Source organism: Arthrobacter sp. 10N43 (assembly GCF_056394525.1).
Window position 1 is genome coordinate 327,547 of sequence record NZ_JBFTIA010000005.1, and the last position, 16,630, is coordinate 344,176.

A 16,630-nucleotide genomic window follows, 5' to 3' on the forward strand; every position below is an offset into this window, starting at 1 on the left:
CGGGGGCTCAGGAGGCCGGCTGTTCGTGGGCCTCGGCGATTCTGGCGAACGCCGCAATGTCGATCACTTCGCCACGGAAAGTGGGGTCGATGCCGGCGGCCCGCAGGCAGCGTTCGGCCTCGGCGGCGCTGCCTGCCCAGCCGGCCAGCGCCGCCCGGAGGGTCTTGCGGCGCTGCGCGAAAGCGGCGTCAATGACGGCGAAGACCTGTTCCCTGGTGGCGGTGGTAACAGGGGGCTCCCGCCGCGTGAACGCGACGAGTCCGGAATGGATCTTGGGCGCGGGCCAGAAGACGTTCATGCCGATCACGCCGGCCTTGCGCATGCTGCTGTACCAGGCTGCCTTGACCGAAGGCACGCCGTAGGTCTTGGAACCGGGCCCGGCCGCCAGCCGGTCGGCGACTTCGTCCTGGACCATGACCAGGCCGTGCTGCAGGCTCGGAAAGTGCTGCAGGAGGTGCAGCACCACGGGGACGGCAACGTTGTAGGGAAGATTCGCCACGAGCGCTGTCGGCTCAGCGGGCAGCTCCGTGACCTTCATGGCGTCGGCCAGGACGAGATGGAAATTCCCGACGGCGTCCGGCCGCCACGCCGCGACCGTGGCCGGCAGACGCCCGGCAAGGACGGGATCGATTTCGACGGCGACCACGGTCCGGGCGGCGTCCAGCAGGCCAAGGGTCAGCGACCCGAGCCCGGGACCTACCTCCAGGACGGTCTCATCGGCCCGGATGTCGGCGGCGTTCACGATGCGCCGGATGGTATTGCCGTCGATGACGAAGTTCTGGCCGAGGGTCTTCGTGGGCCGCACGCCGATTTCCTCTGCCAGCCGGCGGATATCGGAGGCACCCATCAGCGGTGCGGGCGCCGCTCCGGGCAGGCTTTCGGGGGCGGAGGGGCTCGGTTCAGTCACCTAGGTATCCTATCCCGGCCCCGGTACGCCGCAGGCCGGGCCCGGAAGGAATCCGGACCCGGCCTGTGCGGTCCCCTGGCTGTGGTCAGCAGCGGCGGAACTCGGGCGGTCAGTGGCCGGCGGTAAGTAGCTGATGGTCAGGCGCCGGCCTGGCTTTGCTGGCTGGTGTGCTAGCTGGAGGCGGCCCAGCCGCAACCCCAGGGACCCAGGCCGCGCTGTGCGTAGACGCGGTTGGCGATGTCGATCTGCTGGGCCTTGGTGGCCGCAGCGGCGTTGGGGGCGTACGCGCCGCCGCCGGAGCCGAGCCAGGTCCGGACGTCGAACTGCAGGCCGCCGTAGTAACCGTTGCCGGTGTTGATGGACCAGTTGCCGCCGGACTCGCACTGGGCGATCTTGTCCCACATGCCCTGGTTCATCATCGCGGGGGCGGAGGCGCCGGTGTTGGCGGCGGCCTGGGGCTTTTCCTTGGTGCCCACAGTCACCTTTTCGGTGACCGGCTGGGCGCTGACGGTCTCGGACACCAGGGTCCGGGAGGCTTCGCGGCCGTCCACCAGGACCAGCTTGAAGCTCTTGGCCGTGGTGCCGGCGACGCCGGCCTGGGTGACCTTCTTCTCACCCTTGAACATGTCCGCATTCTCGGTGGTGAGTGTTTCAAACGCGACCGGCTCGGTGGTGTTGGCCGTCTTGCTGACGTCGACGCGGGAAACCTTGATCACCATGTCGTTGACGACCGGCGCGTTCCCGGGCTGGGAGAGGCGGTCGCTGGCTCCGAGCGCAATGCCGGCGTCCTCGAGCACCTTGGCCACGGTGGCCTCCGTGGTGGTGGTCGCGGCTGCCTTGCCGTCCGCGACGATGCTCACGGTCTTCGGCGTCGAGATGGACACGAACGAGCCGGAGACGGCGAGCTGGGCGTCCTTCGGCACGGAGACCTGCGAGGCGCTGGCGACGCCGAGTTCGGTCACGAGCCCTTCGACGGTGGGCGAGGTGGTGGAGATGGTCCGTTCGGCGCCGTCCAGGCTGACCTTGACGGCCTTGGCGAGGTTGACGTTGATGACTGATCCGTCCTGCACATGGGAGTCCACCGAAGGCGACACCCTGTCAGATGGCTGGAGTTCAACCTTGGCACCCTTGACGACCTGTCCGACGGTTCCGCCGAAGGTCTGGACGGAGCTGACTTTGCCGTCCACGTTGAGTGTGATCGTCTTGTTGTTGCCGACGAAGGCCACGAGGCCCAGCACCAGTGCCACCAGCACTACGAGCTGCGTGCCAACCTTGACGAAGCTGATCTTGCCGTCCGATGTGAAGAACTTGACCACGATTGCCCGAATCTCTTGGACCTTCCGGGCACGGGGATAAGTACACGTGACCACCCTCCGTGAGCGCGCCAAAGGCGGCTCCGAACAGAGTCCGGATCGTCACGAAACATGCATGCACTGCCTCACCCAAAACGAGAGCGCACATGTGGTTCGTTTGCCACGATGCACGCCCTGCTTGAGTGAAATTCTCCGTAGGCCTTCCCCGACCCCGGCTAATAGTTGACCACTGTAACCGAAGCGTTATAAAGGGGCCAAGTAATTGTGCATACCCGGTATCCACTCCGGAGGGCCGGAGGAGGCCGGTTCAGTCCCAGGATCCGTATGCCCGCACGGTATTTTCGGCGATCTGCGCACACAGCCCGGACAGCTCCGATCCAGTCACATCGGACATGGCCCGGACGGTGTACGGAACCATGTAGCTGGCGTTCGGGCGGCCGCGATGCGGGTGCGGGGTGAGGAAGGGCGCGTCGGTCTCGACCAGGATCCGGTCCGGCTCCGCAATGGCGAGCGCCGCGCGCAGGTTCGCCGCGTTCTTGAACGTCACGGTGCCGGCAAAGGACATGTACCAGCCCTCCGCGTTGCAGGTCCTGGCGAGGGCTTCGTCGCCGGAAAAGCAATGAAAGACCACGCGCTCCGGGGCCCCTTCTTCGCGCAGCACCTGGACGACGTCGTCGTGTGCGTCGCGGTCGTGGATTTGCAGCGTCAGGCCGAGGCGTTTGGCGATGTCGATGTGGCGGCGGAACGAGTAGCGCTGGTGGACCAGGCCCTCTCCCTCGGTGCGGAAGAAGTCGAGGCCCGTCTCGCCGATGGCCCGGATCCTCGGGTGGGCGGCCAGGGCCTCGATCTCGGCCAGGGCTTCTTCCAGGGTCCCGCCCCGGGCGTAGTCGGGGGCATCGTTGGGGTGGAGGGCCACTGCGCCCAGGAGCCGTGAATCGAGCTCAACGGCCTGGACCGTGAACCGGGACGATTCGAGGTCGCAGCCCACCTGCACCGCACCCTGGACACCCACTGCCTCGGCGGCGTCGAGGGCATCCTTGACTCCCACCAGGAGCTCCGCCTCGGGAAAGTCCAAATGTGTGTGGTTGTCCATGACCGGCACGGGAAGCGGCGCGGGTGCGGGCGGATACCCGCCGCGTCCGGTACCGTCGGTTCCAGGCACCCGGAATGGGACGGGAGTGAGGGGATTGAGCATTCTTCCACCCTATCCGGCGCCCAGAATTCCTTGGAACTCTCTGTCAGGTCCGGCAGTTGTGTTAGTAGTCTGTTAATACTCTGTTATTTCCCCGTAAGGAAACAGGCGAACGCCACTGCGGGGCCCGGCGGCCGCTGGCGGTCCGTTCCGGGACCCACAAGGCCTGAAAGGCTGCCGATGGATTACCAGCGCACTTCCGTAGATGACGTCCTCCCCGAAGGACAGAGCTTCCCGAGCCGATCAGCCCTTGACCCCGACGCAGGCGGACACCGGTCCCCAGCCCCGGCATTGGACGCGGACGCCTTCCACTCGGCCAGCACCCGGATCCTGACGGCCATCAATACGGTCATCGACGGCAAGGCAGAAGCGGCGAAACTGGCGCTCACGGTGCTCCTGGCCCAGGGCCATTTGCTCCTGGAGGACGTCCCGGGGGTGGGCAAGACGCTGCTGGCCAAGACACTGGCCCGGACCATCGACTGCACCGTCAGCCGGATCCAGTTCACCCCGGACCTGCTCCCGTCCGATGTCACCGGCGTGTCCGTCTACAACCAGGCCACCCGGACCTTCGAGTTCCGGCACGGCGCGGTGTTCGCCAACATCGTCATCGGCGACGAAATCAACCGCGCCTCGGCCAAGACCCAATCGGCCCTGCTGGAGTGCATGGAGGAGCACCAGGTCACGGTGGACGGCACGTCCTACCGGCTGGATGAGCCGTTCATGGTGGTGGCGACGCAGAACCCCATTGAGATGGAAGGCACCTACCCGCTCCCGGAAGCCCAGCGGGACCGCTTCATGGCCCGGATTTCCATGGGCTACCCGGACCGGGAGTCCGAAATGGAGATGCTCGAAACCCACCAGGCGTCCTCTCCGCTGGCCCGCGTCACGGCTGTTGTCACGGCGGCGGAGGTGGCTGCGATGATTGCCTCGGTGCAGCAGGTCTACGTGTCCCGGTCCATCAAGGAGTACACGGTGGCCCTGGGCCGGGCAACGCGTGAAAGCGGGCTTCTCCGGCTCGGCGCCAGCCCGCGGTCCATGCTGCAGCTCCTGCGGGCGGCGAAGGCCACCGCCGCGCTGGAGGGCCGGGACTTCGTGCTGCCGGACGACGTCGTCAGCGTCGCCGAGGCTGTGCTGGCCCACCGGATCATCCTCGACCGCAAGGCGGCCAGCGCGGGCGAGACGCCGCAAAGCGTGATCCGGGCCATCATCGCCAAGATTCCCGTCACCCCGGAAGTGTCGGCCTCGAACAACGGAACCGGCCGCCCTGGCCGGAACAAGGCCATGGCTGCCGCGGCGTCGCCCAAACTGCCGAATCCGCGCTAGGAGGCGGTCCCGGCGTGGCGTTGAGGGATCGGTTCCCCGGACACATCTTCAGCACCCGCGGCTGGGGCCTGCTCGGCGCGGGGGCGCTGTCCCTGCTGGCCGCCCAGATCATGGGCCGCCGGGACCTGCTCGCGCTGGCCGTACTGCTGCTGGTCCTGCCCCTGCTGGCCCTGGCCGGAAGCCGGGTCCTGAAGCCCAGGTTCCGGGTCTACCGCGAATTCAGCCCGGCGCCGGTCGAAACGTCCGCCCGGACCACGGTCCGGCTGGCCGTTGCGCGGACCGGGCCGGGAACCGGCCACGCCGTCATGGAGGAACACCTGCCGGCCCGGTTCGGCGAATCCCCCGTCTTCCGTTTCCCGGCCCGCAGGGCCACCGGCGGCGCCAGCCGCTATGAGTACCATCTCCGATCGGCCAATCGTGGCCAGTTCCTGATCGGGCCCGTCACAGCGGAGTTCAGCGACCCCTTCGGGCTGTCCTTCCACCGCCACGCGATCGACGACGGCGACCTCCTGACCGTGACCCCCGCCGCCGTCCAGCTCCCCGAGACAGGGCTGGCCGGCGCCCGCGGACACGACGGTGTGACAGCCACGCGCGCCCGGGCGAATCCCAGCGACGACGACGTCATGACCCGCGAGTACCGCCATGGCGACCCGATGCGCCGTGTGCACTGGGCCGCGACGGCCCGCCACGGGTCCCTAATGGTGCGGCAGGAGGAATCCGTCACGACCCCCGAGGCGACCATCATCCTGGATCAGCGGCTCTCGGCGTATCCGCACGGCGTATTTGGCCATGCCGGCCATTCCTCCGGGCATTCGGGCAACGGGGAAGGCGACGGCCACGACCTGCTGAGCTGCGACGCCTTCGAATGGGCCGTCACGGCGGCGATGTCGATCGCGGCGCACCTCGCGGAACGCAACTACACGCTGCGGTTCCTGGACAGCGCGGGCGCCCCCGCCTTCCGCAATTCGCCGTCCGCTCCCGACCCGGAGGCCGAGGAATACACCGGCACGGCCGGGCTTCAGTCCATCGCGGAAAGCCTGGCCGCCATCGAGCTCTCCGGCCCGCACCACGGCCACCCGAACCGCAACCGCACCCCGGATTCCCGCCGGCGGACAAGCCCGCAGGAGACATCGGGACCGCCTGCCATGTCCAGCGCCCACGAAACCGCCGGGGGCGCAAGGAACACCGCAGCCGCCGGGAACGCGCCGAGGGATTTCGACGACGCCCTGATGGACAAGCTCTCCGCCCACCGGCTGCGGGGACCGGTCCTGGCGATCCTGGGCACCCTGTCCCTGGCCGAGGCCCAGGCGCTGTCCCCGGCGGCCGGGTTCGGCGCGAACGCCTTCGCGCTGCTCGTCACGGACCAGACGCATGGTTACGGCGCGACGCCAGAGGTGCTGGAGGCACTGAGGCTGGGCGGATGGCGGGCCGTGGCGGTTTCTGACCGGAGCCCGCTGCCCGCCGCGTGGACAGCATTCGACGAGGCCGACCCGACGATGTCCGCCGCAGCGGACGTCCGCCGAGGCGTGGGAGGCCGGCGATGACGCTCACACCGCAGCGCAGCTCCGCATCCCGCACCGGCGAGGCCGGCACGGACGAAACCACAGTCCTGTCCCCCGGCGCAGGGTCCCGGCGGGAAGGACCCGGCGCCCAGCCCTGGGTGATGGGGACCGTCGTCGCGGTGGCCGTCGCCGGCGCCGCCCTCGGATTCAACGGCGTCCTGCGCGGGTGGGCCTGGTACTCCCCGGTGTTCAGTACCGTCTTGGCCGTGGCATTCTCCATGGCGATGCTCCGGTCCTTGCGTACCCGGACTTGGCTCGTGGCTGCCGGCGGCCTGGTGGCTCTCGTGGTGTCCCTGACCTTCATTTTCTTCCGGCAGCACAGCATCGCCGGGTTCATCCCGTCCCCGGAGACCATGACCTACCTGGGCAAATTCCTCAGGCGCGCCAGCGAAACCGTCCTGGCCGAGAGCACCCCGGTGGCCCCCAACGCCGGCATCGTGATGCTGATCTGCGCGGTCCTCGGGCTGCTGGTGATCCTCATCGATGCCCTCGCGTTCCCACTGGCGCTGCCGGCCACGAGCGGGCTGGGGATCCTGGCGATCCTCGTGGTGCCTGCCATCGTCAAGCCGCAAAGCGTGGGGGCGCTGGGGTTCCTCGGCGCCGCCGTCGGGTATCTGTTGATCCTGGGGTGCAGCCATTGGTTCACACCGGATGCCCGCACCCTGGCCGACACCGCCCGGAACCCCGGACAGCTCCGGCGCGGCGCGGTCACGGCCGCCGCGGCGCTGACCTTGACGCTGCTGCTGCAGCCGGTCATCCCGGGTTTCGACCAGGGCACGTTCCCCCAGGGCTCGCGGCTGAACCCGTTCGGCGGCGCCACCGGCCTGAATCCGATGATCAGCCTGGGCAACAGCCTGCGCAGCCCGTCCGGGGACGGCCGGATCACCTTCGCGACGAACGCGCCGACGACGCCGTACCTCCGCTCTGTGACGGTGGACAGCTTCGAGGGCGATTCCTGGGCACCGGATGACCGGGAATCAACCCGGCAGCCGGGCACGGGCAGGATCGAATCCGGTCTTGATACCGCCGCGACGGAGTTCCGCGTCATCACCGCCGTCAACACCGGCCAGTACACAAGCCCCTACCTGCCCTCGCCGTATGCGCCGGAATCAGTCAACGGCCTCGCGGGGCGCTGGAGCTGGGATCCGGCCACGCTGAGCATCAAGGGAATCGACACCAACTCCCGCGACCAGCAGTATGTGGTCACGTCCGTCACGCCCCAGCTCACCGCCGCGCTGCTGGCGCGGGCCTCCGAGCCGGTGCGCGGAGTTCCCGAGCAGTTCCTCCGGCAGCCATCGAACGTTCCGGAGGTTGTGCGGAGCACGGCCCAGACCGTGACTGCCGGAGCCGCCACACCGTATGCGCGGGCCATGGCCATCCAGCGGTACCTGCGCTCCACCGAGTTCAGCTACTCCCTGCAATCACCCGTGCAGGGAGGCTACGACGGCAACGGCCTGTCGGTGCTGGCGGACTTCCTGACCCAGAAGAGCGGCTACTGCATTCATTTCGCCTCTGCCATGGCCGTGATGGCCCGGTTGGAAGGCATTCCGAGCCGGATCGCCGTGGGCTACGCACCGGGGCGCCCCACTGGAGCCACCGTGGCGGTCTCCGGCCAGGGTCCCCTGCCGGAGTTCGAAGTCGATGCGCGCGATGCCCACGCCTGGCCGGAACTCTATTTCCAGGGTGTCGGCTGGGTCGCGTTTGAGCCCACGCCGTCCCGCGGCGTCGTTCCGGCCTACGCAACGGAGGCCGCCGCGCCCAGCGGAGCCAGCACCAACGAACGCAACGACGCCCTGACTCCCGGGGACGGTTCCACCAAGTCACCGGTCCCCGCCCCCGGCGCGGTTCCCCTGCCCGGCACCGGAAATCCGGCGGCTGCGGGCACGCACCCGGCACAGGCGCTCTACGGCCTTGGCGCGGCTCTGCTGCTGGCCCTGATCGTGGCCTCCCCGCGGCTGGTGCGCAGCGGCGTGCGGCGGCGCAGGCTTATGACGGCGGCCCGCGGCTATCCCCGCGCCGGCACGGCCCTGCCGGCTTGGGCGGAACTGCGGGACCTCGCCACGGACTACGGCGTGGCGCCCGGAGCGAGCGAGACGCCGCGGCATTTCTCCGAGCGGTTGCGCGCCTCGGCGGCGCTGGGTGAACCCGGCGTCACGGACGGACCCGGGCAGCGCGCCGCGGCAGCGCTGACCGAGGACTTTGAACGTGAGCAGTACGGCCGCCCGGGTGGCGCCGGTCCGGCGGACAACGCAGGGACCGCGGACCCGGCCGACTCCGCCGCGGCCAGGATTGCCCTGGTGCAGGCCGCGCTGCGGTCCAACGCCGGTCCCCTGGTCCGGCTGCGCGCGGCCTGGCTGCCGCCGTCGGTGATGTCCGGCTGGCGACGGGCCCTCGCGCTGCCCGGCAGGGTCCTGTCCCGGACAGCACAACGCACCCGGCGGGGACTCGCGGGATCCTGGGGGAAGATCCGCAACTCCGTCAGCCGGGTGCGTCGTGGCTAGGCTGTGTGCCTAGGTTGAGTGCCTAGCCTGCGTAGGGATCGGCGATGCCGATGTACTGGGTGTAGAGGTATTCCTCGATGCCCTCCAGGCCGCCCTCACGGCCCAGGCCGGACTGCTTGACCCCGCCGAACGGTGCGGCGGCGTTGGAGACGACGCCGGCGTTCAGGCCCAGCATGCCGGTCTCGAGGCGTTCGCCCATCCGGATGCCGCGGTTCAGGTCCCGGGTGAAGACATAGGCGACCAGGCCGTACTCGGTGTTGTTGGCGAGCCGGACGGCCTCGTCCTCGGTGTCGAAGGTGATGATCGGGGCGACGGGGCCGAAGATTTCCTCGGACAGGATCCGGGTGCCCTCGGTCACGCCCTTGAGGATGGTGGGCTGGTAGAAGTAGCCCGGGCCCTCGACGGCGGAGCCGCCGGTGATCGCGACTGCGCCGGAGTTCACGGCGTCGGTCACCAGCTCGTGGACCTTGTCCCGGCTCTTGGCATCGATCAGCGGGCCGACCTTTGACTCGGGCTCGGTGCCCCGGGCCGTGGTCATGTCCGCCATCTTCGCGGCGAACTTCGTCGCGAACTCGTCCGCGACGGACGCGTGGACGATGAACCGGTTCGCGGCGGTGCAGGCCTCGCCCATGTTCCGCAGCTTCGCCAGCATGGCCCCCGCGACCGCGGCATCGACGTCGGCGTCCTCGAACACGACGAACGGGGCGTTCCCGCCGAGCTCCATCGAGGTCCGCAGCACCGTCTCGGATGCGTCGGCGAGCAGCCGGCGGCCGACCTCGGTGGAACCGGTGAAGGAGAGCTTCCGGAGCCGGGAGTCCTTGATCAGCGGACCCGTTGTGGCCCCGGCCGTGGAGGTCGGGATGAGGTTCAGGACGCCGGCGGGCAGCCCGGCCTCCAGCATCACTGCGGCAAACAGCTGGGAGGTCAGCGGGGTCAGGTTCGCGGACTTCAGCACCATGGTGCAGCCGGCCGCGACCGCCGGGGCGACCTTGCGGGTGGCCATCGCGAGCGGGAAGTTCCACGGCGTGATCAGCAGGCACGGGCCCACCGGCTTCTTGGTCACCAGCAGCCGGGACTTGCCGTCCGGGGAGACCGAGTACCGGCCGAACGCGCGGACGGCCTCCTCGGAGAACCAGCGCAGGAATTCCGCGCCGTAGGTGACCTCGCCGCGGGCTTCGGCCAGCGGCTTGCCCATCTCCAGGGTCATCAGCAGCGCGAAGTCTTCCGCACGCTCCGTCACGAGTTCGAAGGCGCGGCGCAGGATTTCCCCGCGTTCCCGGGCCGGGACCTTCGCCCAGGACTCCTGTGCCGCGGCGGCCGCGTCCAGCGCCGCCGCTCCGTCCTCAGGACCGGCGTCGGCGATGCTCAGCAGCACCTTCCCGGTCGAGGGGTCCTCCACATCGAAGGTCTTCCCGGACGCGGCCGGACGCCATTCGCCGTTGATCAGCAGGCCCGTCGGGACCGAGGCCAGAAGGGCGCTCTCCCGCTCCGCGGAAACAATGGGCTGGGCAGTTACAGTCACAACGACTCCCTCGTCAGCAATTCGGTTTGCCTAGTTTGTTGGCACTAGTTTGTTGAAATAGTTCTTGGTGCAGGCGCACGTTCCCACAGGCAGGCCCGGGCGTCTGGATTACTGCCACGGTACTGCTGCGCTCACTGGCAAGTCTATGCATGGGCGCACTACCCGATCCAGCATATGCTGTGCAGCTGCACAACTGATCGGCGCGGGCCTGCACAACGGAATGCGGGCCCTGGCGAAGCCGTCCCGCAGGGGCCGACGGGCCCGAAAATCTGCTTCCGGATCAGCGTGCGGCGAGCACCGCGGAATAGAGCTCGCGCTTGCTGACTTTCGCGTCGTCGGCCACCGCCGCGACGGCCTCCTTCAGCCGGATGCCCTGGGCTATCAGCCCGTTGACGGCGGCCACGTGGTCCTCCGGACGGCCGGGTTCGCGTTCGGGAGCGCCGCCCACCACGACGGCGATTTCTCCGCGGACCTCGTTGGACTCCGCCCATTCGAGCAGGTCGCGAAGGGTACCGCGGATGACCTCTTCATAGGTCTTGGTGAGTTCACGGCACACGGCGGCCCGGCGGTCGGCGCCGAAGCTTTCGTGCAGGGCCCGCAGCATGGGCTCCAGCCGGTGCGGGGCCTCGAAAAAGACCATGGTGCGCCGCTCGGCGTCGAGGTCCGCCAGCCGCGAGTTGCGTTCGCCTGCCTTGCGCGGCAGGAACCCTTCGAAGCAAAAACGGTCAGTCGGGAGGCCTGACAGGGCCAGGGCGGTCAGCACGGCGGAGGGTCCCGGCGCCGCGGTGACGGTGAGCCCGGCCGCCACGGCACCTTCAACCAGCCGGAACCCCGGGTCCGAGACGGACGGCATTCCGGCGTCCGTCACCATGACCAGGGTCTTGCCGGCACGGACCTGCTCCAGCAGGTCCGCCGTCTTGGCTGCCTCATTGTGCTCGTGATAGCTGATGATCCGGCCGGCCACGGTGATGCCGAGGTTCTGCACGAGGCGGTGCAGCCTCCTGGTGTCCTCGGCGGCGACGATGTCCGCCGTCGTCAGCAACTCCACGAGCCGCGCCGAGGCATCGCCGGCGTTCCCGATCGGCGTCGCCGCGAGGACGATCCTGCCGGGCCCGCCTGTGGCGGGAACATCAGTGGCGGGAACGCCGGCTGAGGGAACGGCGGCGGGGGCATCGTCATCGACAGGAGGAAGGGGGGAGGTGCTGGGTTCGTGGTCCACACGTCCAGCCTACTGCCGCCGGGGCGGCAGCCCTGCGGGCACAGCCGCGAAAGGTAGCATGGGCAACGTGACCCAGACCCCCACGCGGCAGCCCGACGCTGGCCCCGCCGCATCGCAGACCTCTGGTTCGGACAGCGCCAACGGCAGAACCGGCAAAGCCCGGGGCCGCTTCCGCACCGGCCGCAACCTGGAGGGACACCGCTGGATCGGCCGCCCCGCCGAGGCCTTCACTCCGGATGCCCTCAAGGAACGCCTGATCGGCAGCATCCAGAGCTGGCGGGACTACCCGGCGTCGCTTCGGCTCTGGTACTGGCTCATTCCTGCCCTCACGGCGGCGCTGGGCGGCGTCCTGCGGTTCGTCCGGCTGGACACCCCGCGGAACCTGGTCTTTGACGAAACCTACTACGTCAAAGACGCGTACTCGTTCCTGGTCAGCGGGTACGAGCGCAGCTGGCCTGACCGGGCGAACGACGCCTTCATTGCCGGCAACCCCGGCGTGCTGCTGAATACGCCGGAGTATGTGGTGCACCCGCCGGTCGGCAAGTGGATGATCGCCTTCGGCATGTGGCTGTTCGGGGCGGACAATCCCTTCGGCTGGCGGTTCGGTGCTGCGCTGACGGGGACGCTGTCGGTCTTCCTGCTGGCCCTGATCGCGCAGAAGCTCTTCCGTTCCCTGACCCTGGGCGCCGTGGCCGGCGTCCTGCTCGCCGTGGACGGCCACCACCTCGTCATGTCCCGGACCTCGCTGCTGGACATCTTCCTCATGTTCTGGATCCTCGCCGCGTTCGGCGCGCTGCTGATGGACCGCGACGACGGTCGGCGGCGGCTGGCGGCCCGGCTCGGGCGGCAGGCCGCGGCCTCGGCCACGGGGCATCCCTCGGCGCTCCAGCTCACCTCCGGGCCGTGGCTCGGCATCCGATGGTGGCGGCTCACGGCCGGCGTCTGCCTGGGCCTGGCCGTCGGCACGAAATGGTCCGCCCTGTTCTTCCTGGCCGGCTTCGGCCTGCTGACCGTGTTCTGGGACCTCAGCGCCCGGCGCATCGCCGGCGTGCATGCCTGGATCAGCGCCGGCATCCTCAAGGACGGCGTCCCGGCCTTCCTGAGCATCGTCCCGGTGGCCGCCGTGGTCTACGGCGCCACGTGGATCGGCTGGTTCCGGTCCAAGGACGCGTACTTCAGGCACTGGGCCGAGACCAACCCCTCGGCCGAGTGGGGCTGGCTCCCGAACGCCGTCCGGTCCCTCGCGCACTACCACCTGGAGGCCTACAAGTTCCATCAGGGCCTGAACTCCGACCACCCGTACGAGGCCAGCGCCTGGAGCTGGCTGGTCATGGGCCGGCCGACGTCGTTCTTCTACGAATCCCCCGGGCAGGGCAGCCCCGGCTGCGATCTCAGCAACTGCACCACCGCCATCCTCTCCGTGGGCAACCCGCTGATCTGGTGGAGCGCGGCCGTCAGCCTGGGCATCCTGCTGTTCTGGTGGGCCGGCCGCCGCGACTGGCGCGCCGGCGCGATTCTGGCGGGCGTGGCCTCCGGCTACCTCCCCTGGTTCATGTACCCGGAACGCACCATGTTCTTCTTCTACGCCGTGTCCTTTGAACCGTTCCTGATCCTGGGGCTCGTCTATTGCCTGGGGCTGGTGCTCGGCCAGCGGACCGACCCCCTCTGGCGCCGCCGGTCCGGATTCTACCTCGTGGCGCTGTTCGTGGTGGCGGCTGTGCTGCTGTCCGCGTTCTTCTATCCGGTCTGGACTGCCGAGGTGATCCCGTACCAGGACTGGCGCATGCGGATGTGGATGCCGTCCTGGATCTAGGGCAGGATTGCAGGGGAAAGTCCGCCGCACTCCGGGCGGACCAGGAAATGGAGACTCGGTTGTGAGAGAAGCAAGCACCGGACTGCTGGTGGAGCTGGATCCGGGGAGCAACGTGACGGACCTGCTCCTGGAGCAGCACGCGAAGGACCCCGTGCACGCCCTCTACTCCCGCAAGGGCCCCGCCGGCTGGGCCGATGTCTCTGTCCACCACTTCCTGGAGCAGGTCACCGCACTGGCCAAGGGCCTGATTGCCGGCGGACTCGCGCCGGGCGAAACCGTCGCTGTCATGTCCGCCACGCGGTACGAGTGGACGGTGGTGGATTTTGCCATCTGGTTCGCCGGCGGGGTCACCGTACCGATCTATGAGACCTCCTCCGCGGGCCAGGTCGAGTGGATCCTGCACGACTCGGGCGCCCGCCGGGTGTTCGTCCAGGACCATGCCAAGGCGGCCCTTGTCCAGGACGTCCTGGACGCCTCCACTGTCCTTGGCGACCGGATTATCGCCGTCGTGCGGATGGAGCACGACGGCGACGCGCCGAACCTGGCGAGCCTCGCCGCCGCCGGAACCGGGGTCACCGACGCCGAGCTCGAACGCCACCGGACCACCGCGTCCCTGGCGGACGTGGCGTCCCTGGTCTACACCTCGGGCACCACCGGCAGGCCCAAGGGCTGCGAGATCACACACGCCAACTTTGCCCTGGTCGCGAAGAACATCATCCTCTTCCTGCCCGAGCTCCTCATGCAGCCGCGCTCCCGGACGCTGATGTTCCTGCCCCTGGCCCACGTTCTGGCCCGGGCGGTGCAGGTGATCTGCCTGAGCTCCGGCACCACGGTTGGCCACACCGCCAGCGCCAAAGAGCTCCTGGAAGACCTGGCCAGCTTCAAGCCCACCTTCCTGCTGGTGGTCCCCCGGATTTTCGAAAAGGTTTATGCCGGAGCCGCGCAAAAGGCTGCCGCCGCAGGCAAGGAGCGGATCTTCACGGCTGCGGCGGGGGCCGCGATCGACTACTCCAAGGCCCTGGACGCTGCTTCCCGGGGCGACGGCGCCGGACCCGGGTTCCTCCTGCGCGCCCGGCACGCGCTGTTCGACCGGCTGTTCTACCCCAAGCTCCGCCAGGCCTTCGGCGGCCAGCTGCGGTTTACGGTCTCCGGTGCCAGCCCGCTGAGCTCCCATGACGCCCACTTCTTCCGCGGCGCGGGCATCCCCGTGCTGGAAGGCTACGGCCTGACCGAAACCACAGCGCCGTGCACGGCCAACACCCCGGCCCAGACCAAGGTGGGGACTGTGGGCATCCCGGTACCGGGAACCACAGTGCGGGTGGCCGACGACGGCGAGATCCTGGTCAAGGGCATCGGCGTCTTCAAGGGCTACCACGCCAACGCGGCCGCCAACGCTGAGGCGTTCGTGGACGGGTTCTTCCGGACCGGCGACCTCGGCTCCCTCGACAAGGACGGCTTCCTGACCATCACAGGCCGGAAGAAGGACCTGCTGGTCACCGCCGGCGGAAAGAACGTCGCCCCTGGCCCGCTCGAGGAGAAAATCCGCGAGCACCAGCTCGTGGGACAGGCCGTAGTCGTTGGAGACGGCCGGCCGTTTGTCTCGGCACTGGTCAACCTGGACCCGGAAGGCCTGCAGAACTGGTGCACCGCCCGGAAAGTTCCCGTCATGGCCCCGGCCGAAGCCGCTGCCGACGAAAGCGTCCGGGCCTCGATCCAGGGCGCCATTGACGAGGCAAACCTCACGGTCTCCAAGGCCGAGTCCATCCGCAGTTTCGTCGTCCTGGACGCCGATTTCACGGTGGAATCAGGGCACCTGACGCCCTCGCTCAAACTCAAGCGGGCCGCCGTCGTGCGGGACTACGAGGAGCACATCAACCGCATCTACGGCTGAGCCCGCACGGGCGTCCGGCGCCTCAGACGGTGTGCCGGGTCCGCTCTGTTCCGGTTTCCTCTGTGCCTGAGTTGCCGGTGTTGCCTGAGGTGCCGGCGATTCCTTCCGTGCCGTCCGCCGGCGCAGCCCCGGCGGTGACGCCGGAGTCCGTGTCCGTGTCCGCGCCCTTGGACACGTCCGATGCCTTCTTCTTGCCAAGGCCGCGGCGCCGGCGCGTGGGCCACGTCAGGATGAGGGTGATCAGGGAAGCCAGCAGGACGAGGGCGCCGATGACGATCCCGGCGTCCATCCAGAACTGGCCCGGGAACAGCCGTATCAGGGTGTCCTGGAGCGAAAACGTCCAGGTCCCGTTGGCGAAGAAAATCCGGTGGAAATCGGTGAAGAACTGCTCCCAGCCGAGCATGGCGAGGGTTCCGAGACCGATGATGACCGCGAGGGTGACGATCGAGCCGGCGAACAGGCCGCGCCGGACTCCGCCTGTGTGTTTCCGCTTCAGGTAGATCACCGCAACCAGGCCCAGCAGGATCAGCAGCGTGCCGGCACCGAACGTCGACAGGATGACGGCCTTGACGTCGGCCATGTGACTGACCTCGCCGTCGCGGAACAGCCGCTCCCCGCTTTGGTCCACAAGGCCGCCGAGGTAGCGCGGGCCCGACCAGTTGCTGAGATAGTCCACGGCGTAGGAGCCGTAGGTCATGCGGTCATCGGTGCTGAAGCCGTAGCCGTCGCCGGGGAAGCCCGGACGGTTGTATTCGACCCAGAGGAACAAGGGGCTGGTCACGGCGCGGACGGCCAGCACCAGCAGGATAAGCGGGTAGAACACGGCCAGGAGCACCTGCATCACCCGCGGAAGGACCGGCTTGGTCCTGGCGGCCTGCTCGCGTTCGGCAGTGCGGCGCTCGGCATTGCGGCGTTCGAGATCGTCCTGCGCGGTAGAGGCATCCACCTGGCCTGCATCCTGCCGGGCAGCGTCCTGACCGGTGGCGGCCGCCTCGGCCGCCTTGCGGTCGGCCCGGCTTTCCGGCTGGCCCGCCGTGGACACGGCCGACGGCGCCGCCGTGCCCGCCGCTGGTGTGCCCGGCGCCGTCGTGCCCGCCGCTGCCGTTGTGCCCCTTGCCGTTGTGCCGGTTGCTGCTGCGCCGGCCTCTGGCGCGCCATGTTCCGTATGGGCCGCCGGAACGGCTGCGGACGCCGCGGCGGACCCGGCGGTGGACTTCGCCGTGGAATCGGGTGCGGGCTTGGCGGCCGGGGCCGGCTTCATCCAGTCGAACGCCGGCTCGTCGGTGTCGTCCGTCGGATCCAGGTGCGGATCCGGACGGTCGGGAGTGGTAGGACTTTTGTCAGTCACGTGGAGCTTCGCTTCCGTAGGCTTTCGTGCTGCCCGGCC

The 16,630-nt window shown here is 69.0% G+C and carries 11 protein-coding genes; 5 read left to right on the forward strand and 6 right to left on the reverse strand.

What is annotated here, in order from left to right:
* Positions 1 to 7 precede the first annotated feature (7 nt).
* From rsmA to AC1DDO_RS13140, 3 genes are all read right to left on the reverse strand, one after another.
* Positions 8 to 907 carry a 16S rRNA (adenine(1518)-N(6)/adenine(1519)-N(6))-dimethyltransferase RsmA gene (rsmA, locus tag AC1DDO_RS13130; RefSeq protein ID WP_476971994.1) on the reverse strand — a complete coding sequence of 300 codons (900 nt, stop codon included), beginning with the start codon at positions 905 to 907 and terminating at the stop codon, positions 8 to 10.
* Positions 908 to 1,077: 170 nt separating this feature from the next.
* Entirely contained in the window at positions 1,078 to 2,223 is a 1,146-nt protein-coding gene (locus tag AC1DDO_RS13135) for a transglycosylase family protein (protein WP_441410328.1), read from the reverse strand.
* Between the two features lie 304 nt (positions 2,224 to 2,527).
* Positions 2,528 to 3,415, reverse strand: a complete 888-nt coding sequence (locus AC1DDO_RS13140; protein WP_476867651.1) for a TatD family hydrolase — start codon at positions 3,413 to 3,415, stop codon at positions 2,528 to 2,530.
* A 177-nt stretch (positions 3,416 to 3,592) separates the two neighbouring features.
* Between AC1DDO_RS13140 and AC1DDO_RS13145 the strand changes: the two genes are divergently transcribed.
* From AC1DDO_RS13145 to AC1DDO_RS13155, 3 genes are read left to right on the forward strand one after another with little or no spacing between them, the layout of a single operon-like run.
* The gene (locus tag AC1DDO_RS13145) at positions 3,593 to 4,735 is read left to right on the forward strand and encodes an AAA family ATPase (protein ID WP_476867652.1); all 1,143 of its coding nucleotides are present in this window, start codon (positions 3,593 to 3,595) and stop codon (positions 4,733 to 4,735) included.
* A 14-nt stretch (positions 4,736 to 4,749) separates the two neighbouring features.
* A complete protein-coding gene (locus AC1DDO_RS13150; protein ID WP_476867653.1) occupies positions 4,750 to 6,279 on the forward strand; it encodes a DUF58 domain-containing protein in 1,530 nt (509 codons plus the stop codon).
* On the forward strand, positions 6,276 to 8,798 hold the full coding sequence (locus AC1DDO_RS13155; protein ID WP_476867654.1) for a transglutaminase TgpA family protein: 2,523 nt from the start codon (positions 6,276 to 6,278) through the stop codon (positions 8,796 to 8,798). Before AC1DDO_RS13150 ends, AC1DDO_RS13155 begins: the two co-directional genes overlap by 4 nt.
* A gap of 22 nt (positions 8,799 to 8,820) precedes the next feature.
* Here the strand turns inward: AC1DDO_RS13155 and AC1DDO_RS13160 are convergent, their stop codons facing one another.
* Positions 8,821 to 10,320 carry an NAD-dependent succinate-semialdehyde dehydrogenase gene (locus tag AC1DDO_RS13160; protein ID WP_476867655.1) on the reverse strand — a complete coding sequence of 500 codons (1,500 nt, stop codon included), beginning with the start codon at positions 10,318 to 10,320 and terminating at the stop codon, positions 8,821 to 8,823.
* A 280-nt stretch (positions 10,321 to 10,600) separates the two neighbouring features.
* Positions 10,601 to 11,539, reverse strand: coding sequence for a 16S rRNA (cytidine(1402)-2'-O)-methyltransferase (rsmI, locus tag AC1DDO_RS13165; RefSeq protein WP_476867656.1), 939 nt, complete (start codon positions 11,537 to 11,539; stop codon positions 10,601 to 10,603).
* 58 nt (positions 11,540 to 11,597) lie between these two features.
* Here rsmI and AC1DDO_RS13170 point away from each other — a divergent pair, with 58 nt between their 5' ends.
* Together AC1DDO_RS13170 and AC1DDO_RS13175 are read left to right on the forward strand one after the other, a co-directional pair.
* The gene (locus AC1DDO_RS13170) at positions 11,598 to 13,352 is read left to right on the forward strand and encodes a dolichyl-phosphate-mannose--protein mannosyltransferase (RefSeq protein ID WP_476867657.1); all 1,755 of its coding nucleotides are present in this window, start codon (positions 11,598 to 11,600) and stop codon (positions 13,350 to 13,352) included.
* A gap of 61 nt (positions 13,353 to 13,413) precedes the next feature.
* A complete protein-coding gene (locus tag AC1DDO_RS13175; protein WP_476867658.1) occupies positions 13,414 to 15,243 on the forward strand; it encodes an AMP-dependent synthetase/ligase in 1,830 nt (609 codons plus the stop codon).
* A 22-nt stretch (positions 15,244 to 15,265) separates the two neighbouring features.
* On the opposite strand, the gene AC1DDO_RS13180 is transcribed toward AC1DDO_RS13175, so the two are convergent.
* On the reverse strand, positions 15,266 to 16,591 hold the full coding sequence (locus AC1DDO_RS13180) for a TIGR01906 family membrane protein (RefSeq protein WP_476867659.1): 1,326 nt from the start codon (positions 16,589 to 16,591) through the stop codon (positions 15,266 to 15,268).
* Between the last annotated feature and the right edge of the window lie 39 nt (positions 16,592 to 16,630).

Bases quoted from the DNA above. Each gene is read 5' to 3' on its own strand.
- AC1DDO_RS13140 (WP_476867651.1), bottom strand. From the start codon at position 3,415: ATGCTCAATCCCCTCACTCCCGTCCCATTCCGGGTGCCTGGAACCGAC.
- AC1DDO_RS13145 (WP_476867652.1), top strand. From the start codon at position 3,593: ATGGATTACCAGCGCACTTCCGTAGATGACGTCCTCCCCGAAGGACAG.
- AC1DDO_RS13170 (WP_476867657.1), top strand. From the start codon at position 11,598: ATGGGCAACGTGACCCAGACCCCCACGCGGCAGCCCGACGCTGGCCCC.
- AC1DDO_RS13155 (WP_476867654.1), top strand. From the start codon at position 6,276: ATGACGCTCACACCGCAGCGCAGCTCCGCATCCCGCACCGGCGAGGCC.